Annotated in this window: 23 protein-coding genes; all 23 read left to right on the top strand. The window is 69.5% G+C overall.

Annotation, left to right across the window (positions count from 1 at the left end):
* Nucleotides 1-105 precede the first annotated feature (105 nt).
* The 23 genes from NUG20_RS07790 to NUG20_RS07680 all read left to right on the top strand — a co-directional run bounded on the left by NUG20_RS07790 (nucleotide 106) and on the right by NUG20_RS07680 (nucleotide 24700).
* Nucleotides 106-555 carry a DUF4442 domain-containing protein gene (locus NUG20_RS07790; protein ID WP_263397797.1) on the top strand — a complete coding sequence of 150 codons (450 nt, stop codon included), beginning with the start codon at nucleotides 106-108 and terminating at the stop codon, nucleotides 553-555.
* Nucleotides 556-888: 333 nt separating this feature from the next.
* Nucleotides 889-1566 (top strand): DUF502 domain-containing protein, encoded by a 678-nt coding sequence (locus tag NUG20_RS07785; protein WP_263397796.1) that lies wholly within the window; start codon nucleotides 889-891, stop codon nucleotides 1564-1566.
* Nucleotides 1567-1576: 10 nt separating this feature from the next.
* Nucleotides 1577-2350, top strand: coding sequence for a queuosine precursor transporter (locus NUG20_RS07780; RefSeq protein ID WP_263397795.1), 774 nt, complete (start codon nucleotides 1577-1579; stop codon nucleotides 2348-2350).
* Nucleotides 2351-2644: 294 nt separating this feature from the next.
* A complete protein-coding gene (locus NUG20_RS07775; protein WP_263397794.1) occupies nucleotides 2645-4522 on the top strand; it encodes a DUF885 domain-containing protein in 1878 nt (625 codons plus the stop codon).
* Between the two features lie 236 nt (nucleotides 4523-4758).
* Complete coding sequence (locus NUG20_RS07770; RefSeq protein ID WP_263397793.1) at nucleotides 4759-5124, top strand: VOC family protein; 366 nt, start codon at nucleotides 4759-4761, stop codon at nucleotides 5122-5124.
* Nucleotides 5121-5516 (top strand): SMU1112c/YaeR family gloxylase I-like metalloprotein, encoded by a 396-nt coding sequence (locus tag NUG20_RS07765; RefSeq protein ID WP_263397792.1) that lies wholly within the window; start codon nucleotides 5121-5123, stop codon nucleotides 5514-5516. Before NUG20_RS07770 ends, NUG20_RS07765 begins: the two co-directional genes overlap by 4 nt.
* A gap of 152 nt (nucleotides 5517-5668) precedes the next feature.
* A complete protein-coding gene (locus NUG20_RS07760; RefSeq protein WP_263397791.1) occupies nucleotides 5669-6562 on the top strand; it encodes an ABC transporter ATP-binding protein in 894 nt (297 codons plus the stop codon).
* A gap of 13 nt (nucleotides 6563-6575) precedes the next feature.
* Nucleotides 6576-10181, top strand: a complete 3606-nt coding sequence (locus NUG20_RS07755; protein WP_263397790.1) for an ABC transporter permease/M1 family aminopeptidase — start codon at nucleotides 6576-6578, stop codon at nucleotides 10179-10181.
* 198 nt (nucleotides 10182-10379) lie between these two features.
* Nucleotides 10380-10832: a DUF2147 domain-containing protein gene (locus tag NUG20_RS07750; protein WP_263397789.1), complete on the top strand. Its 453-nt coding sequence runs from the start codon at nucleotides 10380-10382 to the stop codon at nucleotides 10830-10832.
* Nucleotides 10833-11037: 205 nt separating this feature from the next.
* On the top strand, nucleotides 11038-13107 hold the full coding sequence (gene metG / locus NUG20_RS07745) for a methionine--tRNA ligase (RefSeq protein WP_263397788.1): 2070 nt from the start codon (nucleotides 11038-11040) through the stop codon (nucleotides 13105-13107).
* 96 nt (nucleotides 13108-13203) lie between these two features.
* Nucleotides 13204-13806: an HAD family hydrolase gene (locus NUG20_RS07740; protein WP_263397787.1), complete on the top strand. Its 603-nt coding sequence runs from the start codon at nucleotides 13204-13206 to the stop codon at nucleotides 13804-13806.
* Between the two features lie 49 nt (nucleotides 13807-13855).
* The gene (rnfB, locus tag NUG20_RS07735) at nucleotides 13856-14266 is read left to right on the top strand and encodes an Rnf electron transport complex subunit RnfB (RefSeq protein WP_263397786.1); all 411 of its coding nucleotides are present in this window, start codon (nucleotides 13856-13858) and stop codon (nucleotides 14264-14266) included.
* A gap of 92 nt (nucleotides 14267-14358) precedes the next feature.
* Nucleotides 14359-15144, top strand: coding sequence for a hypothetical protein (locus NUG20_RS07730; protein WP_263397785.1), 786 nt, complete (start codon nucleotides 14359-14361; stop codon nucleotides 15142-15144).
* Between the two features lie 72 nt (nucleotides 15145-15216).
* Nucleotides 15217-15588, top strand: a complete 372-nt coding sequence (locus NUG20_RS07725; RefSeq protein WP_263397784.1) for a DUF4345 domain-containing protein — start codon at nucleotides 15217-15219, stop codon at nucleotides 15586-15588.
* 58 nt (nucleotides 15589-15646) lie between these two features.
* Entirely contained in the window at nucleotides 15647-16204 is a 558-nt protein-coding gene (locus NUG20_RS07720; RefSeq protein ID WP_263397783.1) for a sigma-70 family RNA polymerase sigma factor, read from the top strand.
* On the top strand, nucleotides 16201-16983 hold the full coding sequence (locus NUG20_RS07715) for an anti-sigma factor (RefSeq protein ID WP_263397782.1): 783 nt from the start codon (nucleotides 16201-16203) through the stop codon (nucleotides 16981-16983). Before NUG20_RS07720 ends, NUG20_RS07715 begins: the two co-directional genes overlap by 4 nt.
* Before the next feature lie 928 nt (nucleotides 16984-17911).
* Nucleotides 17912-18853, top strand: coding sequence for an acyl-CoA desaturase (locus tag NUG20_RS07710; RefSeq protein WP_263397781.1), 942 nt, complete (start codon nucleotides 17912-17914; stop codon nucleotides 18851-18853).
* The gene (locus tag NUG20_RS07705) at nucleotides 18850-20100 is read left to right on the top strand and encodes an NAD(P)/FAD-dependent oxidoreductase (RefSeq protein WP_263397780.1); all 1251 of its coding nucleotides are present in this window, start codon (nucleotides 18850-18852) and stop codon (nucleotides 20098-20100) included. The genes NUG20_RS07710 and NUG20_RS07705 overlap by 4 nt, the downstream gene beginning before the upstream one ends.
* Nucleotides 20097-20960, top strand: coding sequence for a DUF1365 domain-containing protein (locus tag NUG20_RS07700; RefSeq protein ID WP_263397779.1), 864 nt, complete (start codon nucleotides 20097-20099; stop codon nucleotides 20958-20960). The genes NUG20_RS07705 and NUG20_RS07700 overlap by 4 nt, the downstream gene beginning before the upstream one ends.
* The gene (locus NUG20_RS07695) at nucleotides 20957-22273 is read left to right on the top strand and encodes an SAM-dependent methyltransferase (protein ID WP_263397778.1); all 1317 of its coding nucleotides are present in this window, start codon (nucleotides 20957-20959) and stop codon (nucleotides 22271-22273) included. The genes NUG20_RS07700 and NUG20_RS07695 overlap by 4 nt, the downstream gene beginning before the upstream one ends.
* Nucleotides 22270-22821, top strand: a complete 552-nt coding sequence (locus NUG20_RS07690) for a DUF2878 domain-containing protein (protein WP_263397777.1) — start codon at nucleotides 22270-22272, stop codon at nucleotides 22819-22821. The genes NUG20_RS07695 and NUG20_RS07690 overlap by 4 nt, the downstream gene beginning before the upstream one ends.
* Complete coding sequence (locus tag NUG20_RS07685; protein WP_263397776.1) at nucleotides 22818-23600, top strand: DUF1295 domain-containing protein; 783 nt, start codon at nucleotides 22818-22820, stop codon at nucleotides 23598-23600. Before NUG20_RS07690 ends, NUG20_RS07685 begins: the two co-directional genes overlap by 4 nt.
* 23 nt (nucleotides 23601-23623) lie before the next feature.
* Nucleotides 23624-24700: an SAM-dependent methyltransferase gene (locus tag NUG20_RS07680; protein ID WP_263397775.1), complete on the top strand. Its 1077-nt coding sequence runs from the start codon at nucleotides 23624-23626 to the stop codon at nucleotides 24698-24700.
* The last annotated feature ends 29 nt before the right edge of the window (nucleotides 24701-24729 follow it).

The following is a 24729-nucleotide window of genomic DNA, read 5'->3' as shown; positions in this document are numbered from 1 at the left end:
GGCGTGGAATTTTGCGCTGCCGCCACCCGCTGGCACCGCAGGCCTGGCGCACCATACCCATGCGAATGGTAAGCTCGCCGCTCCGCGTCCTGCCTTCCATCCGCCATGAATGCTTCGTTGTTCCGTCTGGGCCTGAACCTGTGGCCGCCGTTCCTGTTCGCCGGCATCCACCTGGTGGAATTGAGTGCGGACTACCGCTACGCGCGGGTCGAACTGCGCATGCGGCCGTGGAACCGCAACTACGTCGGCACCCATTTCGGCGGCAGCCTGTTCGCGATGACCGATCCGTTCTGGATGCTGCTGGCGATGCAGAACCTGGGCGGCGCCTACTACGTCTGGGACAAGGCCGGCAGCATCGAGTTCGTGCGCCCGGGGCGCGGCACGGTGACCGCGCAGTTCCGCCTCGACGACGCGCTGCTGGACGAGATCCGCACCGCCACCGCCGGCGGCGAGAAATACCTGCGCTGGTTCGACAACGAGATCCTCGACGCGCACGGCGAGGTGGTCGCGCGCACGCGCAAGCAGCTGTACGTCAAGCGCAAGCCGGCGCGGTAACGGCGGCGCGACAGCGACACCTGCCGCGATCGCGGCTCGGTCGATCGCGTAGCCGCCTAGCTGGAAGAGTTCCATGCGGCGTCGAGCCGAACAGCTCCGACGACTCCCGACGTCCGCAGGCCATCCGCTGCGCTCGTCGCGACTGAAGTCGCTCCCACAGGGACCGGCGCCAGCCCACGGGCGTACCGCGGGAAGGGCTTGCGTTCGCTGCGACCGGTGGCCCGAAGCCAGCGCGAAGCGCGCGTCGCTGTTTCCCCAATCGCACCTGCACGGCGTGCGCCATCCTGGTCGCCGGGCGCAGCGGTCGGCGCAACGCTCCACTACACTAGGCCGATGTCGCCCGAAACCCCCGCTCCGCACCCGCGCCCGTCCCTGCAACGGCTGTTCCTCACCGGCCTGCTGACCCTGCTGCCGATCTGGCTGACCTGGGTCGTGGTCAAGTTCGTGTTCGTGCTGCTGTCGGGCATCAGCAGCCCGTGGGTGGTGCCGCTGTCGGCGCGCATCGCCGCCTCGTTCCCGCGCGAGATGGGCTGGGCCACCGCGCTGTGGGTGCAGAACACCATCGCCCTGATCGCCACCCTGGCGGCGATCCTGCTGGTCGGCATCCTCAGCCGGCGCGTGATCGGGCAACGCCTGCTGCGCTGGTTCGAGGCGATCATGCGCCGCATCCCGCTGGCCAGCGTGGTCTACGACAGCGCGCGCAAACTGCTGGACATCCTGCAGACCCAGCCCGGCAGCACCCAGCGCGTGGTGCTGATCGACTTCCCGCACCGCGACATGAAGTCGGTGGGCCTGGTGACGCGGGTGATCAAGGAACAGGGCACCGGCCGCGAACTGGCCGCGGTGTACGTGCCGACCACGCCGAACCCGACCTCCGGCTACCTGGAGATCGTGCCGGTGGAACTGCTGACCCCCACCGACTGGAGCGTGGACCAGGCGATGAGCTTCATCATCTCCGGCGGCGCGGTGGCGCCGGACAGCGTGCCGTTCACCCGCACCATGGACCGCTGAGGGAAGGCAGATGCGCAACGGCACGCTCGACGATCGCGCCGTTCGCCTGTTCATCGGCCTGGCCGCGTTCTTCTGCGTCAATGCCGCGCTGGCCGAATTCATCGGGGTCAAGATCTTCGCGCTGGAAGACACCCTGGGCATCGCGCCGCTGAACTGGAACCTGTTCGGCCAGGCCGGCTCGATGAACTTCACCGCCGGCACCTTGTTGTGGCCGCTGGTGTTCATCCTCACCGACACCATCAACGAATTCTTCGGCCGGCGCGGGGTGCGCTTCATCTCGTGGCTGGCGGTGGCGCTGATCGGCTACGGCTTCCTGTTCGCGTTCGCCGCCATCGCACTGGCGCCGGCCGGATTCTGGGTGGGCGCGGCGCAGGCGCAGGGCGTGCCCGACTACCAGGCTGCGTTCGCCGCGGTGTTCGGCCAGGGCCTGTGGACCATCGCCGGCTCGCTGGTCGCGTTCCTGGCCGGGCAGCTGATCGACGTGGCGGTGTTCCACCGCATCCGCAACGCCACCGGCGAAAAACACGTGTGGCTGCGCGCCACCGGCTCCACCGCGGTGTCGCAGCTGATCGACAGCTTCGTGGTCATCTACATCGCCTTCGTGCTCGGCCCGCAGCACTGGTCGATCCCGCTGTTCCTGGCGGTGAGCACACTCAACTACATCTGCAAGATGCTGCTGGCGGTGCTGCTGATCCCGCTGCTGTACCTGATGCGGCGGCTGATCACCGACTACCTCAGTCCTGCCCGCGCCGCGCAACTGCGCGAGGAAGCTGCGGCCGACTGAGCCGGCGCCCGGCCGCGCAGGCGCGGCGCCGCGCCCGGCATTTGCGCATCCCGGCGCGGGCCCGTTCGCACGCCGCCAGCGTCGCCGCTGCGCTGCGGCGACCACGCACGCACGGCCGCCGCAAACGCCGCAGACATCCGCCCGGCCTGCCCTGCGCACCGCCGCAAGCAGGCCGCACAGGCGCCGGCCGCGTGGCGCCGCACCGGCTTTTTGCTGACCGCGGATGCGGCGATGGGTGGCCTCCACGGTGCGGATCGGGCAAGCTCCCGTGCTCGCTTGTCGTTGGAGCCCGCAATGCCGCCCAGCTTTCCCCGTCTGCTGTCGCTCGCCATCGCCGCCGTCCTGAGCCTGTCGCTGGCCGTACCGGCGGACGCGGCCAAGAAAAAGACCGCCAAACAGCAGACTGCGCAGACCCGCGCCAAGGCCAGCAAGGCCAGGAAGGCGCGCCCGGCCGCAGCGCCGGTGGTGCGCAGCAAGGCCGAGCAGCTCAATCGCCTGTACGACGACTACTGGGAAGCCTCGCTGAAGTTGAACCCCCTGCAGGCCACGTTCCAGGGCGACAGCCGCTACAACGACCAACTGCCGAACTTCCTGTCGCCCGCGTTCCGCCAGCAGTCGCACGACTTCACTGTGCAGTGGTTGGGCAAGGCCGAGGCGATCGGCAAGGACGGGCTCAGCGGGCAGGACCTGCTCAGCTACGAGATCTTCGTCGGCGACGCGCGCAACGCACTGGAGTCGGAGAAGTACCCGAGCTGGATGCAGCCGGTGAACCAGTTCTACAACGTCGGCAGCATCATGGTGATGCTCGGCTCGGGCACCGGCGCGCAGCCGTTCCGCAATGCCAAGGACTACGACAACTGGTCGCGGCGCGCGCTCGGCATCCCGGCCCTGTTCGACCAGGCCATCGCCAACATGCGCGAGGGCATGAAGGCCGGCGTGGTGCAGCCGCGCGCGCTGATGGAGAAGGTGCTGCCGCAGCTGGACGCGATCATCAAGCCCACCGCCGAGGAAAGCCTGTTCTGGGGCCCGGTGCGCAACCTGCCGGCGGACATGCCCGAGGCCGAGAAGCAGCGCATTACCGCCGAATACAAGCGCATGATCGAATACCGGATCATGCCGGCGTACCGCTCGCTGCGCGGCTTCATCGCCACCGAATACATGCCGGCCACGCGCAGCACCGCCGGCGTCGGCGCGCTGCCCGGCGGCGCGGACTGGTACGCGTACAACGTGCGCCAGAGCACCACCACCGAACTGAGCCCGGCGCAGATCCACCAGATCGGCCTGGACGAGGTCGCGCGCATCCAGGGGCAGATCCAGGCGGTGATGAAGCAGGTGAAGTTCCGCGGCTCGATGCCGAAGTTCTTCAAGTTCATGCAGACCGACAAGCGCTTCACCTTCAAGAGCGAGGACGAACTGCTGACCTACTACCGCGGCCTGGAGACGCGGGTGGACGCGGCGGTGCCGCGCATGTTCTCGCTCAAGCCCAAAGCGGCGTTCGAGATCCGCCCGGTGGAACCGTACCGCGCGCAGTCGGCGGCCGGCGGCTCGTACATGCGTCCCAGCGAGGACGGCTCGCGCCCGGGCATCTTCTACGTCAACACCTACGACCTGCCCAGCCGCAAGACCTGGGATGCGGAAGACCTGTACCTGCACGAGGCCATTCCCGGCCACCACTTCCAACTCGGCCTGCAGCAGGAACTGACCAACCTGCCCAAGTTCCGCCGCTTCGGCGGCGAGACCGCCTACATCGAAGGCTGGGGCCTGTACACCGAATCGCTGGGCAAGGAGCTGGGCCTGTACCAGGACCCGTACAACTACTTCGGCTACCTGCAGAACGAGTTGTGGCGCGCGATCCGCCTGGTGGTGGACACCGGCCTGCACAGCAAGGGCTGGACCCGCGAGCAGGTGATCGACTACATGCTCGAGAACTCGGCCACCAGCCGCACCGATGCCGAAGCCGAGGCCGAGCGCTACATGGCCATTCCCGGGCAGGCGCTGTCCTACAAGATCGGCGAGATGAAGATCATGCAGCTGCGCGACTACGCGCGCGCGCAGCTCGGCGCCAAGTTCGACATCCGCGAGTTCCACGCCGAGATCCTGAAGGACGGCTCGGTGCCGCTGGACGTGCTGCAGGAAAAGATCGAACGCTGGGTGGCGAGCAAGAAGGGCTGAGCACAGCGGCGATCCACATCGCTTCCGTGGGAGGGGCTTGGGCCCCGACCGGGCGTTACCGGCACAAGCCCCTCCTGCAGCGCATCGGCGACGTGCTGCAGCGGCCAACGCACGCTGCAGATGCGCGCGCCGCGCACGCCAACGTCGCCATGCCCGCACGATTCAGGGCCGGATATCCGACGCCGCGCTATGCTTCTTGCATGGCTCATCTCCTTCCCTCCGCAACGCAGCAGCGCATGGCCTTGACCGCGTTGACCCCGATGCTGCGCAGCGCCGACCTGGGCGCGGCGCTGGCGTTCTACACCGGCATGCTGGAGTTCCGCATCGAAAGTGGCGGCGCGGACGCCGGCTGGGCGTCGCTGCGGCATGGCCCGCTGGCGCTGATGCTGGCCGCTCGCCAGGCGCAGGGCGATGCCGCGGTTTCCGGCTTCCCCGGCTCGCTGTACTTCCGCACCGACGACGTGGACGCGTGGTGGCAGCGGCTGCAGCCGCATGCGCGCATCGCCTACCCGCTGGAGGAGTTCGCCTACGGCATGCGCGAGTTCGCGATCCACGATCCGGACGGCCACCTGCTGCAGTTCGGCCAGGCGCTGTGCCGATGAGCCTGACCCTGCGCGGCCTGCACCATGTGGCGATCATCGCCTCCGACTACGCGCGCTCGAAGGATTTCTACTGCCGCGTCCTCGGCCTGCGCGTGGTCGCCGAGGTCTACCGCGACGCGCGCGACTCCTGGAAGCTGGACCTGGCCCTGCCCGACGGCACCCAGATCGAACTGTTCTCGTTCCCCGCGCCGCCGCCGCGGCCGAGCCGCCCGGAAGCCTGCGGCCTGCGCCACCTGGCGCTGCGCGTGAGCGACCTGGACGCGGCCATCGCCCACCTGCAGGCGCACGGCGTGGTCACCGAGCCGATCCGCATCGACGAATACACCGGGCGCCGCTTCACCTTCTTCGCCGACCCGGACGACCTGCCGCTGGAGCTGTACGAGGGCGGCTGAGCGGCGCCATGCCTGGGCCGTCCGACCCCGTTGCACATCCACCCGCAGCCGCACTAGCCAGCTCGTAGCGTCGCCGCTGGCAATGACTTCCGGCGCATGCGGCAACGCGCGATCGCACCAATACTCGGGTATCGACCAGGGGAAGGTGCGCCATGCTGCAGATCCGCGAGCTGTCCAAGACCTACGCCAATGGCGTCCATGCGCTCAAGGGCGTCACCCTGGACATCCCGCACGGCATGTTCGGCCTGCTCGGCCCCAACGGCGCCGGCAAGTCCTCGTTGATGCGCACCCTGGCCACGCTGCAGGAAGCCGATTCCGGCAGCGCCACGCTCACCACCGCCGATGGCCAGACGATCGATGTGCTGCGCGACAAGGACGCGCTGCGGCGCAAACTCGGCTACCTGCCGCAGGATTTCGGCGTCTATCCCAAGGTCAGCGCGCTGGACCTGCTCGATCATTTCGCGGTGCTGAAAGGGCTCACCGAGCGGCGCCAGCGCAAGGAGCTGGTCGAGGGGCTGCTGCAGCAGGTCAACCTGTGGGATGCGCGCAAGCGCAAGCTGGGCACCTATTCCGGCGGCATGCGCCAGCGCTTCGGCATCGCCCAGGCGCTGCTCGGCAATCCGCAGCTGGTCATCGTCGACGAACCCACCGCAGGCCTGGATCCGGAGGAACGCAACCGCTTCCTCAACCTGCTGGCCGAGATCGGCGAGAACGTGGTGGTGATCCTGTCCACCCACATCGTCGAGGACGTCACCGACCTGTGCCCGGCGATGGCGATCATGAACAAGGGCCAGGTCCTGCTGACCGGCCGTCCCGCCGACGCCATCGCCACGCTCAGCCAGCAGGTCTGGCGCAAGCAGGTGGCCAAGAGCGCGCTGGCGGAGTACGAAGCGCGCTTCACCGTGCTGTCCACGCGGCTGGTGGCCGGCAGCCCGGTGATCCATGTGTTCAGCGCCGAGTGCCCGGAAGCGGGCTTCGAACCGGTCTCGCCCGACCTCGAGGACGTGTATTTCCAGCGCCTGCGCCAGCAGGCGCGGGCCGCCTGACGGAGCGCCGACCATGATCCTGGCTTTCCTGCGCTTCGAGCTGCGCGAGCAGTTGCGTTCCCCCCTGCTGTGGCTGCTGGCCGCGCTGCTCGCCCTGCTCGCCTTCGGCGCCAGCTCCAGCGACGCGGTGCAGATCGGCGGCGGCATCGGCAACGTCCACCGCAATGCGCCCTCGGTCGTCGCCACGATGATGACCGCCTTCACCCTGATCGGCTTGCTGGTGGCCACGCTGTTCGTCAGCAATGCGCTGCTGCGCGACTTCGAGCTGGGCACCGCCGAACTGGTGTTCTCCAGCCCGGTACGGCGCCGCGACTATCTGGTCGGACGCATCGGCGCAGCCTTGCTGGCCTGCATGGTGATGTACCTGATCGTCGCGTTCGGCATCTTCATCGCCCAGTTCATGCCGTGGATCGATCCGGTCCGGCTGGGGCCGGTGGCCGTCTCGTCCTACCTGTGGACGCTGGCGGTGATGGTGCTGCCGAACGTGCTGTTCGCCACCGCGCTGCTGTCGCTGCTGGCGGTGACCGCGCGCAACATCCTGTGGGTGTATGTCGGCGTCATCGTGTTCCTGGTGCTGTACGGGGTCAGCCGCGCGGTGCTGGCCGACCTGGACAACGTCTGGGCGGCCACCCTGTCCGACCCGCTCGGCATCCGCGCGCTGGCGCAGACGCTGCGCTACTGGTCGGCGGAAGAGCGCAACCACAACCTGCCCGAACTCAGCGGCTACCTGCTGGCCAACCGTGCGCTGTGGCTGGGCGTGTCGGTGCTGCTGTTCGCGGCGACCTTCGCCCTGTTCCGCACCGAACGCAGCGGTACCCGCCGCCGTTTCGGCCGCAAGCAGCCGGCGCCGGCCGTCGCGGCGCCCGTGGCCGCAGCCGCGATCGCTGCGCGCGCCGTGCGACTGCCGGCAGCCGTCCCGTTCGCGCAGAACGGCGCCGGCTGGCGGCAATTGCTGCGGCAGGTGCGCTTCGACACCCTGGGCGTGTTCCGCAGCGCGCCGTTCGTGGTCCTGCTGCTGCTCGGCATCGCCAACTTCGTGCCGCAGGCCTTGTTCGGCGGCAACTACTACGGCACCGACATCTGGCCGGTGACCTCGATCATGCTGCAGGGGCTGCAGAACAGCTACAGCTTCCTGCTGGTGATCATCGTGCTGTTCTATGCCGGCGAACTGGTGTGGAAGGAACGCGGCGTGCGCATCGACGGCATCACCGATGCGATGCCGGTCCCGAACTGGGTGCCGCTGCTGGGCAAGCTGTTGACGCTGATCGCGGTGATCGCGGCGTTCCAGGCGGTCGGCGCGCTGGCTTCGGTCGCGGTGCAGCTGGGCAAGGGCTATACCCAGATCGAGCCGCTGCTGTATCTGAAGACGCTGGCGCTGGGTTCGGTGTTCTACGTGTTGATGGGCGGCATGGCGCTGGTGCTGCAGGTGCTGAGCAACAACAAGTTCTTCGGCTATGCGCTGCTGATCCTGCTGCTGATCGGGCAGGTGGCGCTGTCGATGCTCGACTACACGCAGAGCCTGTACAACTTCGGCAGTTGGCCGAATGCGCCGTATTCGGACATGAACGGCTTCGGCCACTTCCTGCCGGGGCAGCTGTGGCTGCAAGGCTATTGGGGCCTGTTCCTGCTGACCTTGCTGTTGCTGGCGGCCGCGTTCTGGCCGCGCGGCGTCGGCAACGGACCGCGCCAGCGGCTGCGGCTGGCACGGCAGCGCCTGCGCGGCGGCGCCGGGGTCGCGACCGCGCTGTCGCTGCTGGCGTTCGCCGCGGTCGGCGGCTGGATCTACTGGAACACCAATATCTACAACACGTTCCGCTCGCCCGACCAGGAACTGGACCTGCAGGCCCGCTACGAGCGCGAGTACCGCAAGTACAAGGACCTGCCGCAACCGCGCATCGTCGCGGTGACCAACCAGGTCGATCTGCACCCTGAAACGCAGTCGGTCGTCGTGGACGCCACCTGGACCGTGCGCAATACCCACGCCACGCCGATCGGCGACGTGCACCTGGGCATGAGCGGCGAGGATGGCGACGACACCTTGGTCGCGGTGGACCTGGGCGGGCAGACCCTGGTCAAGCACGACAAGGCGCTGGGCTACCGCATCTACCGGCTGAGCACCCCGCTGCAGCCCGGCGAGCAGCGCACGTTCCGCTTCCGTGTCGATCGCCATCCGCACGGGCTCACCGTGCGCCAGGCGCAGACCGAGATCGTGGGCAACGGCAGCTTCTTCAACAGCAGCATGCTGCCGTGGTTCGGCTACAACGAGCAGCAGCAGATCGAGGACCGCAACGAGCGCCGCAAGCGCGGGCTCGGCGAACCCACGCGCATGCCCAAGCTAGAAGACCAGGCCGCGCGCGCCAACACCTATATCAGCGACGATGCCGACTGGATCGATTTCGCCACCACCATCTGCACCGCGCCGGACCAGATCGCGCTGGCGCCCGGCTATCTGCAGAAGGAATTCGTGCGCCAGGGCCGGCGTTGCTTCAGTTACGCGATGGACCGGCCGATGCTGAACTTCTACGCCTACCTGTCGGCACGCTGGCAGGTGAAGAAGGCGCGCTACAAGGACATCCCGATCGAGGTCTACTACGACGCCAAGCATCCGTACAACGTGCAGCGGATGATCGAGGGCGTGCAGAAGTCGCTGGCCTACTACGAGCAGCACTTCACCCCGTACCAGCATCATCAGGTACGCATCATCGAGTTCCCCGGCTACCAGAGCTTCGCCCAGTCCTTCGCCAACACCATCCCGTACTCGGAGTCGATCGGCTTCATCGCCGACCTGCGCGACCCGGACGATATCGACTACGTGTTCTACGTCACCGCGCACGAAGTGGCGCATCAGTGGTGGGCGCACCAGGTGATCGGCGCCAACGTGCAGGGCGCGACGATGCTGTCCGAATCGCTGGCGCAGTACTCGGCGCTGATGGTGATGGAGCAGGAGTACGGACGCGCGCACATGCGCCGCTTCCTGAAGTACGAACTGGACCGCTATCTGAGCGGACGCGGCGGCGAAAGCCTGGAGGAGCTGCCGCTGTACCGCGTGGAGAACCAGCAGTACATCCACTACCGCAAGGGCTCGCTGGTGTTCTACCGGTTGCGCGAGGAGATCGGCGAGCAGGCGCTGAACCGCGCGCTGCACAAGTTCCTGCTGGCCAAGGCCTTCCAGCAGCCGCCATACACCACATCGGCCGAGTTGCTGCAGTTCATCCGCGCCGAGGCACGCCCCGAGCAGCAAGCGCTGATCACCGACCTGTTCGAGAAGATCACCTTCTACGACAACCGGGTCGAAGCGGCGACCGCGCGCAAGCGTGCCGATGGCCGCTACGACGTGACCCTGCAGTTGCACGCCGCCAAGCACTATGTGGACGGCAAGGGCAAGGAGCGCGGCGGCGCGCTGGACGACTGGATCGAAGTCGGCGTCTTCGCCAAGGGACCGTCGGGCAAGGAACGCGACGAGCAGGTGCTGTACCTGCAGCGCCTGCACGTGACCACCGCCGCGCCGACGATCACCGTGACCGTGGAGCGCCTGCCCAGCGAAGCCGGCTTCGATCCGTACAACAAGCTGATCGACCGGGTCTCGAACGACAACCGCAAGCAGGTGACGCTGCAGTAACCGGCGCCGCCGCTTCGGCGGCGGGGTGCCGCGCGCCGCAGTCTGGCCGCGCGGCCGCCCCGGCCGCCAGCCCGGCAGCGCAGGCGACTCGCTGAACCGCCTGCGGCCGGCGATTCCCAGCACCATACGCTTGGGTATACAGTCGGCTCCAGGTCGGCATCGCGCCGACCGCTTCGCACACACCCTGGGAGGGGACACATGCGCACCACCTTCAAGACCCTGATGCTGGCCCTGCCGTTGAGCCTGGCCGCGTTCGTCGCGCAGGCCGCCGACACCTCGCCGGTCGGCCGCTGGCAGACCATCGACGACGAAACCGGCAAGCCCAAGTCCATCGTGCAGATCGAGCAGGCCGGCAACGGCACGCTCAGCGGCAAGGTGATCGAGATCCTGCAGTCCGACAAGGGCCCCAACCCGCTGTGCGACAAGTGCGACGGCGCGCAGAAGGGCAAGCCGATCAAGGGCATGACCATCCTGTGGGGGCTCAAGCCGGACGGCACCGCGACCTGGAGCGGCGGCTCGGTGCTGGACCCGGCCAAGGGCAAGACCTACAAGGCCAAGGTCACCCTCAGCGACGGCGGCAAGAAGCTGCAGATGCGCGGCTACATCGGCATCGAGGCGCTGGGGCGGACGCAGACGTGGGTCAGGGAGTGAAGCCGGGACTCGGGACTCGGGACTCGGGACTCGGAAAGGCGGGCTAAAGCAGGCGTCAACGACATCACCTGGTTCCCACCCAGCTCCAAAGTCAAAAAGGCGCCGCAAGGCGCCTTTTTTGACTTCCGAGTCCCGAGTCCCCAGTCCCGAGTCCCGGCTCCACGACTAATGCGATAATCGCGATCCCCCTGGATCGCCGTTCGCCATGACCCGCACCGCTCTCGTCACCACCGCCCTGCCCTACGCCAACGGCCCGCTGCACCTGGGCCACCTGGTCGGCTACATCCAGGCCGACATCTGGGTGCGCGCGCGGCGGCTGCGTGGCGACCGCACCTGGTTCGTCTGCGCCGACGACACCCACGGCACGCCGATCATGCTCGCCGCGGAGAAGGCCGGGGTCACCCCGGAAAACTTCATCGCCAACATCCAGGCCAGCCACGAGCGCGACTTCGCCGCGTTCGGGGTGGCCTTCGACCACTACGACTCGACCAACTCGGCCGCCAACCGCGCGCTGACCGAGGCGTTCTACGCCGGGCTCGACGCCGGCGGCCACATCGCGCGGCGCTCGGTGGCGCAGTTCTACGATCCGGCCAAGGGCATGTTCCTGCCCGACCGCTACATCAAGGGCATCTGCCCCAATTGCGGCAGCGCCGACCAGTACGGCGACAACTGCGAGGTCTGCGGCGCCACCTATGCGCCGACCGAGCTGAAGGAGCCGAAGTCGGTGATCTCCGGCGCCACGCCGGAATTGCGCGACTCCGAGCACTTCTTCTTCGAGGTCGGCCGCTTCGACGGTTTCCTGCGCGAATGGCTGGCCGGCGACGTGGCCCTGCCCGGGGTCAAGGCCAAGCTGATGGAGTGGCTGGACAGCGAGGGCGGGCTGCGCGCCTGGGACATCTCGCGCGACGCGCCGTACTTCGGCTTCGAGATCCCGGGCCAGCCGGGCAAGTACTTCTACGTGTGGCTGGACGCGCCGATCGGCTACCTGAGCAGCTTCCAGACCCTGTGCGCGAGCCTGGGCGAGCCGTTCGAGCCGCACCTGGCTGCCGGCACCGCCACCGAACTGCACCACTTCATCGGCAAGGACATCGTCAACTTCCACGGCCTGTTCTGGCCGGCGGTGCTGCACGGCACCGGCCACCGCGCGCCGACCCGGCTGCACGTCAATGGCTACCTGATGGTCGACGGCGCCAAGATGTCCAAGTCGCGCGGCACCTTCGTGATGGCACGCACCTACCTGGACGTGGGCCTGGAGCCGGAAGCGCTGCGCTACTACTTCGCCGCCAAGTCCTCCGGCGGCGTCGACGATCTGGACCTGAACCTGGGCGACTTCGTGGCGCGGGTCAACGCCGACCTGGTCGGCAAGTTCGTCAACCTGGCCAGCCGCTGCGCCGGCTTCATCGACAAGCGCTTCGGCGGCAAACTGGCCGACGCGCTGCCGGACCCGGCGCAGTACGCGCGCTTCGCCGCCGCGCTGGCGCCGATCCGCGAGGCCTACGAGCGCAACGACCCGGCCAGCGCGATCCGCCAGACCATGGCCCTGGCCGACGAGGCCAACAAGTACATCGACGAGCACAAGCCGTGGGTGATCGCCAAGCAGGAGGGCGCCGAGGCGCAGCTGCAGGCGGTCTGCACCCAGGGCCTGAACCTGTTCCGGGTGCTGGCCGGCGCGCTGAAGCCGGTGCTGCCGCGCACCAGCGCCGAGGCCGAGGCGTTCCTGTCCGCGCCGCTCACCGCCTGGGAAGACCTCGACGCGCCGCTGCTGGCGCACGTCATCCAGCCCTACGCCCCCCTGTTCATCCGAATCGACCCCAAACTGATCGATGCCATGACCGACGCCTCCAAGGACACCCTCGCCCCCGCGCCCGCCGCCGCCAAGCCGGCACCGGCCAAGCCCGAAACGAAGGCCGCCGCGAATCCCGAATCCCCACTCCCGAATCCCGGCCTCATCGGCATCGACGACTTCGCCAAGCTCGACCTGCGCATCGGCAAGGTGCTGGCCTGCGAATTCGTCGAAGGTTCGGACAAGCTGTTGCGCTTCGAACTGGATGCCGGCGAGCTGGGCAAACGCCAGATCTTCTCCGGCATCCGCGGCAGCTACGCCGAGCCGGAAACGCTGGTCGGCCGCAACGTGGTGTTCATCGCCAACCTGGCGCCGCGCAAGATGCGCTTCGGCCTGAGCGAAGGCATGATCCTGTCGGCCGGCTTCGACGGCGGCGCGCTGGCGCTGCTCGACGCCGACAGCGGCGCGCAGCCGGGCATGCCGGTGCGTTGAAGGCCGGGATTGGGGAGTCGGGATTGGGGATTCGTTGAAGCGGGTCCCTTGCTCGATCCGCTGCATGAGCTGCCTTTGCGAATCCCGAATCCCCAAGTGCCCAATCCCGGCTCCCTGGCCCTGTTCGACTTCGACCACACGGTCACCATCGCCGACAGCTATGCGCGGTTCCTGCGCCGCGTCGCCACGCCGCAGCAGTTGGCGCGGGCGAAGTGGTCGGTGGGACCGTGGCTGGCCAGCTATCGGCTGGGCCTGGTGTCGGCGCAGGCGATCCGCAGGCGGGTCACCCGGGTCGTGTTCGCCGGCCGTGCGGCCGACGAGATCGCCGCGCAGGCCGACGCGTATGCGCGCCAGGTGCTGCCGACGCTGCTGCGGCCGGAGATGATGCAGCGCATCGCCTGGCATCGCACGCAGGGCCACCGGATCGCGCTGGTGTCCGCGTCGCTGGACCTGTACCTGCAGCCGTGGTGCGCCGAACACGGGCTGGACCTGATCTGCAACCGCCTGGAGGCGCGCGACGGCCGCCTGACCGGCCGCTACGCCGATGGCGATTGCGGGCCGCACAAGGCGCGGCTGATCCGCGCGCGCTACGATGTGGGCGCCTATCCGCGCGTCTACGCCTACGGCGACAGCCGCGAGGACCGGCCGATGCTGGCGCTGGCCCACGAGCGCTGGTACGGCGGCCACCGCGTCGCCTGACCCTGACCCTCGTCCTGCAGCGCGTCGCATCCGACGCGCCGAATCCGTCATGAAGCCCATCCAAGACATCCTGCTCGAACGCCTCGATCGCCTGCTGCCGCAGACCCAGTGCGGCCAGTGCGGCTTCGACGGCTGCCGTCCGTACGCCGAGGCGATGGCGCACGGGCAGGCGCAGGTGGACCGCTGCCCGCCCGGCGGCGATGCCGGCGCCCGCGCGCTGGCGCGCGTGCTCGGCACCGCGGCGCTGCCCTACGACCGCAGCCGCGGCACGCACAAGCCGGCGCAGGTGGCGTTCGTGATCGAGGCCGACTGCATCGGCTGCACCAAGTGCATCCAGGCCTGCCCGGTCGATGCCATCGTCGGCGGCGCCAAGCACATGCACACGGTGCTGGCGCCGCTGTGCACCGGCTGCGAACTGTGCGTGCCGGCCTGCCCGGTGGACTGCATCGAGCTGCGCTGAGCGCGGCATGCGTCGCCGACGCGACCGCCGGCGCATCCGGATCGGCGCCCGCCGCGTATTGCTAGCTGTCATCCACCTCGGAAGCGCCGCGCATGCCCATGCCGACCGCCCGTTCCCCGTTCGTCCCGCCGCCGCGCGCGCTGGCGCTGCTGGGCCTCGTCGCGCTCGGCGCCGCTGTCCCGGCGCAGGCGATGCTGCAGTACGACGGGCTGGCCTACGCCGCCGACGGCGGCCAGCTGCTGTACCGCGAACGCCATTGGGTGCGCGACGACGGGGCGCGGCTGGTGCTGTACCGCTGCGCCGACGGCACGGCCTTCGCGCGCAAGCGCGTCGCCGACGGCGGCATCGCTCCGGACTTCGAACTGGTCGATGCGCGCAGCGGCTATCGCGAAGGCGTGCGCCGGGCCGGCGCCGGCCGCGAGATGTTCACCCAGGCCAAGGGCCAGGCGGAACGGCGCGCGCCGTTGCCGGCGGCGGACACCCCGCAGGTGATCGATGCCGGGTTCGACGCCTATCTGCGCATGCACTGGGACGCCCTGGGCAGCGGCGCGCCGCAACGCATCGCCTTCGTGCTGCCCAGCGCCTTGCGCACGCTCGACTTCCAGATCAAGCCCGGCGCCGCCGATGCGGGCGTGCAGCGCTATACCCTGGCGCTGTCCGCCTGGTACGGCGGCCTGCTGCCCGACATTGCGGTCGCCTACGCGCGCAGCGACCGGCACCTGCTTGAGTTCCGCGGCGTCGGCAACCTCCGCGATGCGCAAGGCCGCTATCCGCGGGTGCGCATCGAATTTCCCGAGCGCCTGCGTGCGCAGGCCGGCGACGACGCCTGGGACCAGGCCCTGCAGCGCCCCCTGGTCGCGCAATGCGGCGCGCGCTGAGCGCGACGGCAGCACGCCCACGGCGACCGGCCTATCCATGCACGCATGTCCATCCCACGACGAGGAATATCCATGGCCAAGGCCTACCTGTGGTTCAACGCCGCGCTCTATGCGGTCCTGGCGCTGTGGTGCACGCTGCTGCCGGCGCAGACCGCCGCCGCGGTCGGCTACGTCGGCCTGGACCGCTCCGGCCAGTCCGAGTACCTGGTCATCTACGGCGGCCTGCAATTGGGCATGGCGTTCCTGTTCGGCTACTTCGCCCGCACCGGACAGCTGCGCACCGGGCTGCTGCTGGCGCTGGCGTTCTACGTGCCGATCGTGCTCTACCGCAGCGTCGGCCTGCTGCGGCTGTGGCCGGTGGGCCCGACCACGACCGGACTGGCCGTCTTCGAGATCTTGCTGCTGCTCGCCGCACTGGCGCTGTGGCGCGGACAGCGCCGTTGAGCGACGTCCACGCCGAAAGCCTGTAGCATCGCCGCGACCTACGCCACCGCTGCCCGGCATGACCGAGACGCCAGACCACGACGAAGCGGGACAACTGCTGGTCGCCACCGCGGCCGGCGACAGCGTTGCGTTCGAGCGCCTGTACCGGACCACCTCGCCGCGCCTGTTCGGCGTGTGCCTGCGCATCGTGCCGCAACGCGGCGACGCCGAAGACGTGCTGCAGGACGTGTTCGCCTCGGTCTGGCGCAAGGCCGCGCAGTTCGATCCGCTGCGCGCGCGCGGCCTGACCTGGCTGACCATGATCGCCCGCAACAAGGCCATCGACCATCTGCGCGCACGCGCGCCGGCACGGCAGTCGGTGGCGCTGGACGATGCCGGCGAACTGCACGACGAGGGCCGCGATCCGTTGGCCGAGACCGAATGGCGCGTCGCCGGACGGCGCCTGGACGTGTGCATGGGCGAACTGGAACCGCCGCGCGGGGACCTCATCCGCACCGCGTTCTTCGAAGGCATCACCTATGAGGAACTGGCCGCGCGCAGCGGCACCCCGCTGGGCACGGTCAAGAGCTGGATCCGCCGCGGCCTGGCCAAGCTGAAGGCGTGCCTGGAACGATGAACGCCTCCGTGCCCGATCCGCAGGAAACCCCGCCGTCGCGCGACGTACTGGCCGGCGAATACGTGCTCGGCGTGCTCGACGCGCACGAGCGCCGTGCCGCCGAGCAGCGCATCGACAGCGATGGCGACTTCGCCGCATCGGTGACGCAATGGCAGCAGCACCTGATGCCGCTGGCCGACGAGATCGCGCCGGTGCCGGTGCCCGACCGCGTGTGGGTGCGCATTCGTGCCTCGTTGGGACTGGATGCGCCAGCGCCACGTGCGCCGACGGCAGCGCCTGGCTTCTGGGAAAACGTGCGCGCCTGGCGTTGGCTGAGCGCTGGCGGCTTCGCCACCGCAGCGGCGTGCATGCTCACGCTGATGGTCGCGCGTCAGCCGCTACCGCCGCAAACGCCCACGCCGCCGGCCGCGACAGTGCCAACCGATACCGGCATCGCGATGACCTCGACGCTGATGCAGGACGACGGCAAGCCTGGCTACGTGGTGCTGATGGACGCCGACAAGAAGCGCATTACCCTGACCCCGCTGGCCGGCCGCCGCGATGCCGAGCGCGTGCCCGAGCTATGGCTGATCCCGGCCGACGGCAAGGCACGCTCGATGGGCGTGTTCGACGACGCGCAGGCGCGCGCGGCGCGCATTCCCGATGCATTGATGCCGTTGCTCAGCGATGGCGCGGTGCTGGCGGTGACGATGGAACCGCCTGGCGGCGCACCCGGTGGCGTGGCCACCGGCCCGGTCGTCGCCAAGGGCGGCATCAGTACGCTGCGCCTGGCGCCGTAGGCAGGCCACCGCGGTGCCAGCTGTTCCTTCTCCCATCGGGAGAAGGTGCCCCGAAGGGGCGGATGAGGGTATGGGCGAAGCCTCACAGATCCAGGTGCGCCAGGCTGTGCGTGCCGACGCACCCTCACCCCAACCCCTCTCCCGGAGGGAGAGGGGCTAACCGCGGGCGCTCTCTGCACAGCCTGACAACAGCTCCCTTCTCCCCACGGGACCATGGCCCCCTTTTCGTGGGAAGGTGCCCCGCAGGGGCGGATGAGGGTACGGGCGAAAGCCTCGGAAATTTCGGTGCGCCAGGCTGTCCGTGCCGACGCACCCTCACCCCAACCCCTCTCCCGGGGGGAGAGGGGCTAACCGCGGCGCTCGCTGCACTGCCTCGCAGTTCCCCTTCTCCCCACGGGAGAAGGTGCCCCGCAGGGGCGGATGAGGGTACGGGCGAAAGCCTCGGAAATTTCGGTGCGCCAGGCTGTCCGTGCCGACGCACCCTCACCCCAACCCCTCTCCCGGGGGGAGAGGGGCTAACCGCAGCACTCGCTGCACTGCCTCGCAGTTCCCCTTCTCCCCACGGGAGAAGGTGCCCCGCAGGGGCGGATGAGGGTACGGGCGAAGCCTCGGAAATTTCGGTGCGCCAGGCTGTCCGTGCCGACGCACCCTCACCCCAACCCCTCTCCCGAGGGGAGAGGGGCTAACCGCGCGCGCTGACAGCCCGACACCCATGGGGGAAGGTGCCCCCAGGGGCGAATGAGGGGACGGGCGAAGCTCGGAAATGCGCGTGCGCCAGGCCGCCCAGCAACGCCATGCATGAAAGACACGTCACACGTGCATCCGATCTGCGGCTTTGCCCGTATCGGTATCCGAATCCCCACGAGATGCACCTGTGACGAACGCCGTTCCGGACCCTCCCCGTGCACCCGTCGCTACGTCTGCCGCGGTGCCATTACCGCACCGCGGCAACGTGGCGCGCACGCTGCGCCGCTGGTTCGATACCGGTGCGGAGATCGAATTGGACGAGGCCCGCGCCGATCGCATCGACTGGTTGCGCGCCGCACCCTACCTCGGCCTGCACCTGGCCTGCCTGGGCGTGTTCTGGGTCGGCGTGTCCTGGTTCGCGGTGGGCATGGCACTGGCGATGTACGCGCTGCGCATGTTCGCGCTCACCGGCTTCTACCACCGCTATTTCGCCCACCGCGCGTTCAAGACCTCGCGACCGGTGCAGTTCCTGTTCGCCGCGCTCGGCGCCACCAGCGTGCAGCGCGGCCCGCTGTGGTGGGCCGCACACCACCGCAACCACCACCGCCACACCGACACGCCGACCGACCCGCACTCCCCGCGCCAGCACGGCTTCTGGTGGAGCCATAGCGGCTGGTTCCTGACTCCGCGCGGCTTCCGCACCGACTGGGAGGCGATCCCGGACCTGCGCCGCTTCCCGGAGCTGCGCTTCCTCGACCGCTTCGACCTGCTGCTGCCGGTGCTGCTGGCGCTGGCGCTGTTCCTGCTCGGCGGCTGGCTGCAGCGCCACCATCCGCAGCTGGGCACCGATGGGCCGCAGTTGCTGGTGTGGGGTTTCTTCGTCTCCACCGTGGCCCTGTTCCATGCCACGTTCACCATCAACTCGCTGGCGCACCGCTTCGGCAGCCGCCGTTTCGACACCCGCGACGACAGCCGCAACAATGCCTGGCTGGCGCTGCTGACCTTCGGCGAGGGCTGGCACAACAACCACCACTTCTTCCCCGGCGCGGCGCGCCAGGGCTTCCGCTGGTGGGAGTGCGACCTGACCTGGTACGGCCTGAAGGTGCTGTCGTGGACCGGATTGGTGCGCGAGCTGAAGCCAGTGCCGGCCGGGCTGCTGCGTGCACAGGCGCGCGCACGATGAGCCGCATCGCCGTGATCGGCTCGGGGATCGCCGGGCTGGGTTCGGCATGGCTGCTGTCGCAACAGCACCATGTGACCCTGTACGAGGCCGCCAACTACCTGGGCGGGCATACCCACACCCATACGATCGAGCTGGACGGCGCGCAGTACGCGGTGGACAGCGGCTTCATCGTGTTCAACCCGCAGCACTATCCGCTGCTGAGCCGGCTGTTCGCGCAACTGGAGGTGGCGGCGCAGCCGACCACGATGAGTTTTTCGGTGCACGAGGCGCGCACCGGGCTGGAATACAACGCCGGCAGCCTGGGCGGGCTGTTCTGCCAGCGCGGCAATCTGGCCAACCCGCGCTTCTGGCGCATGCTGCGCGACCTGCGCCGCTTCTACCGGCAGGCGCCGCAGGTGCTGAGCGACGCTGCGCAGGCGCAGCTGACCCTGGGCGAGTTCCTGCGGCGCCACCGCTACTCGGACGTGTTCCGCGACGCGCACCTGGTACCGATGGCGTCGGCGCTGTGGTCCTCGCCCTCGCAGCGGATCCTGCAGTTCCCGATGCGCCAGCTGGTCGGCTTCATGGCCAACCATCACATGCTGCAGCTCAGCGGGCGGCCGCAATGGCAGGTGGTGCGCGGCGGCTCCAGCAGCTACGTACATGCGCTGCGCAGCCGCTGGCGGGTTGAGGAGCGCGTGAGCACGCCGGTGCGCTCGGTGCAGCGACTGTCGCAAGGCGTCTCGGTGCTGACCGATGCCGACACCGAGCACTACGACCATGTCGTGCTGGCGTGCCACGCCGACGACGCGCTGCGTCTGCTCAACGACGCCAGCGCCGCCGAACGCGAGATCCTCGGCGCGATCACCTATCAGGACAACGACACCGTGCTGCACACCGATGCGCGCGTGCTGCCGCGCAACCGCCGCGCCTGGGCGGCGTGGAACGCGCACGTGCCGGCCGATGCGGAGGCGCCGTGCACGGTCAGCTACTGGATGAACGCGCTGCAATCGCTCGACGCGCCGCAGCCGTTGATCGTCAGCCTCAACCGCAGCGGCGACATCGACCCGGCCAAGGTGCTGCGGCGCATGCGCTACCGGCATCCGCTGCAGACCCAGGCCGCGGTGGCCGCGCAGGCGCGCAAGCACGAGATCCAGGGCCGGCGCGGCACCTGGTTCGCCGGCGCCGGCTGGGGCTTCGGTTTCCACGAGGACGGCCTGCGCAGCGCGGTCGACGTCGCCGCCGGGCTGGGGATACCCTGGCCATGAATCTGCTGCGCAGCGCTACCGTGTCCGCCCCGCCGGCTGGCGCCGTCCCGACAACGCCGGCGGCGGCGGGCACGACCACGCACGGCCTGCACAGCGCGCTGTACAGCGGCTGGGTCCGGCATCGCCGCTACGCGCCGAAAGCGCTGGCGTTCCGCTATCCGCTGTTCCTGATGTACCTGGATCTGGCCGAACTCGACCAAGTGTTCGCGCGGCGCTGGCTGTGGTCGGTGGGCCGCCGCAACCTGGTCGAATTCCGCCGCAGCGACTACCTGGGCGATCCGGCGCAGCCGCTGGACGAGGCGGTGCGCGACCGCGTGCAGCAGCACACCGGCGAGCGCCCGCTCGGCGCGGTGCGCATGCTGACCCACCTGCGCTACTTCGGCCATTGCTTCAACCCGGTCACGTTCTACTACTGCCACGACATGCAGCAGCGCCTACACAGCATCGTCGCCGAGATCACCAACACGCCGTGGCGGCAGCGCCACGCCTACGTGCTGCCGGTGGCGGCGGCGCGCAGTCACGGCAGCGTGCATGCGTGGCGCTTCGACAAGCGCTTCCACGTCTCGCCGTTCATGGCGATGGCGCACGACTACGCGTGGCGCTGCAGCGCGCCCGGCGCGCAGCTGCGCGTGCACATGGAGGTGCTGGACGCCGCGCCGGCGGCCAGGCGCTTCGACGCCACGCTGGTGCTGCAGCGGCGCGAGATCGGCGGCGCCAGCCTGGCGCGCGCGCTGCTGCGCTACCCGGCGATGACCCTGCAGGTCGTGGCCAAGATCCACTGGCAAGCGCTGCGCCTGTGGCTGCGCGGCAATCCGGTGCACGACCACCCCGACCTTCCCCTTCCGCGAGAACGCCGATGAACGCTCCGCACGCGCCCTCTTCCGACGCCGTCGCGCTGGCCCCGGCGGCACCACCGCTGCGCGGCCTGGACCGCCTGCTGCGACGCCGCCTGTTCGCCACGCTGGACGGCCTGCGCGATGGCCAGTTGCGCATCGAGGAGCCCGGCGCGATCACCACGCTGGGCAGCGCCGCGGCCGAGGGCGAGGCACTGCAGGCGCACCTGCGCATCCACGACCCGCGCTTCTACCGCCAGGCCGCGCTCAACGGCAGCGTCGGCGTCGGCGAGGCGTACATGGACGGGCTGTGGGACTGCGACGACCTGGTCGCGCTGGTGCGCCTGCTGGTGCGCAACCGCGACCGCCTGGATGCGATGGAGTCCGGCCTGGCGCGGCTCGGCGGGATGACGATGCGCGGCCTGCACGCGCTCACCCGCAACACCCGCGCCGGCAGCCGCCGCAACATCGCCGCGCACTACGACCTGGGCAACCCGCTGTTCGAGCTGTTCCTGGACCGCAACCTGATGTACTCCTCGGCGATCTTCCGCGACGACGACGCCGCGCTCGGCGACGCCGCGCTGGAACGCGCGGCCGAACGCAAGCTGCAGCGCATCTGCGCCAAGCTCGACCTGCAACCGCACCATCACCTGGTGGAGATCGGCACCGGCTGGGGCGGCTTCGCGCTGTACGCGGCCACCCACCACGGCTGCCGCGTCACCACCACCACCATCTCGCGCGAGCAGTACGAGCTGGCACGCCAGCGCGTGGCCGCGGCCGGCCTGGGTGAGCGCGTCGAGGTGCTGCTGCGCGACTACCGCGACCTGGATGGCCGCTACGACCGGCTGGTGTCGATCGAGATGATCGAAGCGATCGGCCACCAGTATCTGGACACCTACTTCGGCAAGGTCGGCGCGCTGCTGAAGGACGATGGCCAGGCATTGATCCAGGCGATCACCATCGAGGACCACCGCTACGCGCAGGCGCTGCGCTCGGTGGATTTCATCAAGCGCCACATCTTCCCCGGCAGCTTCATTCCGTCGGTGGCGGCGATGACCGGCGCGATCGCGCGCGCCAGCGACCTGCGCCTGTTCAACCTGGAAGACATCGGACCCAGCTACGCGCTGACCCTGCGCGCCTGGCGCCAGCGCTTCATGGCCAAATTGCCGCAGGTGCGCGCGCTGGGCTACGACGAGCGCTTCATCCGCATGTGGGAGTTCTACCTGGCCTATTGCGAAGGCGGCTTCCTGGAGCGCTCGATCGGCGACGTGCACCTGTGGCTGAGCAAGCCGGGCGCGCGCCCGGCGCAGTTCGCGCCGGCGCTGGCGGGCGACGCATGAGCAACCTCGCCAACTACGTCGCGTTGCAGCTGCTGTGGCTGGCGGCGGTGATCGGCGCCGGACATGGGCTGGCCTGGTGCGGACCGGCGGCGCTGCTGTTGTTCGCGCTGTACCAATTGCAGCCGCGCCGGCGCGCGCATGGCGATGCCACGCTGATGGCGCTGGCGCTGCTGCTCGGCGCCGGCGTCGACACCGCGCTGGCCGCCGGCGGCTGGGTGCGCTATGCGGCGGCGCTGCCGCCGGCGCCATGGGCGCCGCTGTGGATCCTGGCACTGTGGGCTGGCTTCGCGCTGACCTTCAACCATTCGCTGGCCTGGGTCATGCACCGCCCGTGGCGCGCGGCGCTGTTCGGCGCGGTATTCGGCCCGCTCGGCTACGTACTGGCCGCGCGCGGCTGGCAGGCGGTGACGCTGGGCGTGCCGCTGCTGCACGCCGTACTCGCGTTGGCGCTGGCCTGGGCCGCAGCGCTGGCCGTCCTGAGCCTGGCGACGCGGCGTCTGTCGGCGAGGGCGCAGCCTGCGCCACGCATCGCCGGAGCCGCGCCATGAATGCCTGGCCGCTGTTGCACGTCGGCCTGTTCACCGTGGTGGCGATGCTCGCCGGCTGGGCCTGGCAGCGGCGTACGCGCAACGCCGGCGTGGTCGACGTGCTGTGGGCCGCGTGCATGGCGCTGGCCGCGGCGTACTGCGCCTGGCGCGCCGACGGCGCGCTGCTGCCGCGGGTGCTGACCGGTGCCATGGGCGCACTGTGGGGCGCACGCCTGGCCTGGCACCTGGGCGTGCGCGTGTTCGGCGACGCGCACGAGGACGGCCGCTATCGCGCGCTGCGCGAACACTGGCACGGCGACCAGCGCCGCTTCCTGGCGTTCTTCCTCGGCCAGGCGCTGGTGGTGGTGGCGTTCGCGGTGCCGCTGTCGGTCGCCGCGCACAATCCGCTCCCGCAGTGGACGGTGTGGACGACGCTGGCGCTGCTCACCTGGCTGCTGGCGGTGGGCGGGGAAAGCCTGGCCGACCGCCAACTGGCCGCGTTCCGCGCCGATCCGGGCAACAAGGGCAAGACCTGCCGCCGCGGCCTGTGGCGCTACTCGCGGCACCCGAACTATTTCTTCGAGTTCGTGCACTGGTTCGCCTACGTGTTCCTGACGGTGGGCGGCGGCGCGCTGTGGGTCGGCGTCGCCGCGCTGGGGCCGCTGCTGATGTTCGCATTCCTGTACCGCGTCACCGGCATTCCCTACACCGAACAACAGGCGCTGCGTTCGCGCGGCCAGGACTACGCCGATTACCAGCGCCGCACCAGCGCCTTCTTTCCGTTGCCGCCGCGGCAATGATCCCGCTTCCAGGAGAACCGCCGATGTCCAGCACCTTCGCCACCTCGCCCCCGCCGTCGCTGCCGGCCGAACCGCTGGTCACGCGTATCGCCGAGTCCGGCCTGCTGCCCGATGCGCTGCTGCGCAGCGCGATGCGCAGGCTGTGCACGCAGCGCCTGCGCGAGGAGCGCAGCGGCGGCGCGGATGCGGCGTGGGAGCGCCAGCGCGGTTTCGTCGAAGCGCTGCGCACCAGCGCCATCGCGATCGAGACCGACGCCGCCAACCGCCAGCACTACGAGCTGCCGCCGCGCTTCTTCGAGCTGTGCCTGGGCAAGCGCCTGAAGTACAGCAGTTGCTACTGGGACGCCGACACCGCCGACCTGGACGCGGCGGAAGAACGCATGCTGCAGCTGTACGCCGAGCGCGCGCAGCTGCGCGACCGCCAGCGCATCCTGGAACTGGGCTGCGGCTGGGGCTCGCTGACCCTGTGGATGGCCGAACGCTTCCCCGGCGCGCGCATCACCGCGGTGTCCAACTCGCGGCCGCAGCGCGAGCACATCGAGGCGCAGTGCCGCGCGCGCGGCCTGGACAACGTCAAGGTCGTCACCCACGACGCCAACACGCTCGCCTTGCCGACCGCCAGCTACGATCGCGTGGTCTCGATCGAGATGTTCGAGCACATGCGCAACTACCGCGAGCTGCTGGCGCGGATCGGCCACTGGCTGGTGCCCGGCGGCAAGCTGTTCGTGCACATCTTCTGCCACCGCGACCTGGCCTACCCGTTCGAGGTGCAGGGCGAGGACAACTGGATGGGCCGGCATTTCTTCACCGGCGGGCTGATGCCGGCGGCCGACACCCTGCTGCAGTTCCAGGACGACCTGTCGATCGAACGGCGCTGGCTGCTGTCCGGCGAACACTACGAGAAGACCGCCAACGCCTGGCTGCGCAACCAGGACCGGCACCGCAACGAACTGATGCCGCTGCTGGAAGCCACCTACGGCGCCGACGCCAGGATCTGGTGGCAGCGCTGGCGCATGTTCTGGATGGCCTGCGCGGAACTGTTCGGCTACGACCAGGGCCAGCAATGGGGCGTGGCGCATTACCGGTTCGTCAGGCGCTGAGGGGCCGGGATTCGGGATTGGGGATTCGG

It is taken from the genome of Xanthomonas sp. CFBP 8443 (genome assembly GCF_025666195.1).
Taxonomy (GTDB): Bacteria; Pseudomonadota; Gammaproteobacteria; order Xanthomonadales; family Xanthomonadaceae; genus Xanthomonas_A.
Note: the sequence above shows the minus strand (reverse complement) of the source record. Positions and strands in the feature narration are given on the sequence as shown.

Bases quoted from the DNA above. Each gene is read 5' to 3' on its own strand.
- NUG20_RS07770 (WP_263397793.1), top strand. From the start codon at position 4,759: ATGGCCTTGACCGCGTTGACCCCGATGCTGCGCAGCGCCGACCTGGGC.
- NUG20_RS07730 (WP_263397785.1), top strand. From the start codon at position 14,359: ATGCCCATGCCGACCGCCCGTTCCCCGTTCGTCCCGCCGCCGCGCGCG.
- NUG20_RS07765 (WP_263397792.1), top strand. From the start codon at position 5,121: ATGAGCCTGACCCTGCGCGGCCTGCACCATGTGGCGATCATCGCCTCC.
- NUG20_RS07705 (WP_263397780.1), top strand. From the start codon at position 18,850: ATGAGCCGCATCGCCGTGATCGGCTCGGGGATCGCCGGGCTGGGTTCG.
- NUG20_RS07775 (WP_263397794.1), top strand. From the start codon at position 2,645: ATGCCGCCCAGCTTTCCCCGTCTGCTGTCGCTCGCCATCGCCGCCGTC.
- NUG20_RS07680 (WP_263397775.1), top strand. From the start codon at position 23,624: ATGTCCAGCACCTTCGCCACCTCGCCCCCGCCGTCGCTGCCGGCCGAA.
- NUG20_RS07780 (WP_263397795.1), top strand. From the start codon at position 1,577: ATGCGCAACGGCACGCTCGACGATCGCGCCGTTCGCCTGTTCATCGGC.
- NUG20_RS07715 (WP_263397782.1), top strand. From the start codon at position 16,201: ATGAACGCCTCCGTGCCCGATCCGCAGGAAACCCCGCCGTCGCGCGAC.
- rnfB (WP_263397786.1), top strand. From the start codon at position 13,856: ATGAAGCCCATCCAAGACATCCTGCTCGAACGCCTCGATCGCCTGCTG.
- NUG20_RS07750 (WP_263397789.1), top strand. From the start codon at position 10,380: ATGCGCACCACCTTCAAGACCCTGATGCTGGCCCTGCCGTTGAGCCTG.
- NUG20_RS07760 (WP_263397791.1), top strand. From the start codon at position 5,669: ATGCTGCAGATCCGCGAGCTGTCCAAGACCTACGCCAATGGCGTCCAT.
- NUG20_RS07755 (WP_263397790.1), top strand. From the start codon at position 6,576: ATGATCCTGGCTTTCCTGCGCTTCGAGCTGCGCGAGCAGTTGCGTTCC.
- NUG20_RS07695 (WP_263397778.1), top strand. From the start codon at position 20,957: ATGAACGCTCCGCACGCGCCCTCTTCCGACGCCGTCGCGCTGGCCCCG.
- NUG20_RS07690 (WP_263397777.1), top strand. From the start codon at position 22,270: ATGAGCAACCTCGCCAACTACGTCGCGTTGCAGCTGCTGTGGCTGGCG.
- NUG20_RS07785 (WP_263397796.1), top strand. From the start codon at position 889: ATGTCGCCCGAAACCCCCGCTCCGCACCCGCGCCCGTCCCTGCAACGG.
- NUG20_RS07685 (WP_263397776.1), top strand. From the start codon at position 22,818: ATGAATGCCTGGCCGCTGTTGCACGTCGGCCTGTTCACCGTGGTGGCG.
- NUG20_RS07725 (WP_263397784.1), top strand. From the start codon at position 15,217: ATGGCCAAGGCCTACCTGTGGTTCAACGCCGCGCTCTATGCGGTCCTG.
- NUG20_RS07700 (WP_263397779.1), top strand. From the start codon at position 20,097: ATGAATCTGCTGCGCAGCGCTACCGTGTCCGCCCCGCCGGCTGGCGCC.
- NUG20_RS07720 (WP_263397783.1), top strand. From the start codon at position 15,647: ATGACCGAGACGCCAGACCACGACGAAGCGGGACAACTGCTGGTCGCC.
- NUG20_RS07790 (WP_263397797.1), top strand. From the start codon at position 106: ATGAATGCTTCGTTGTTCCGTCTGGGCCTGAACCTGTGGCCGCCGTTC.
- metG (WP_263397788.1), top strand. From the start codon at position 11,038: ATGACCCGCACCGCTCTCGTCACCACCGCCCTGCCCTACGCCAACGGC.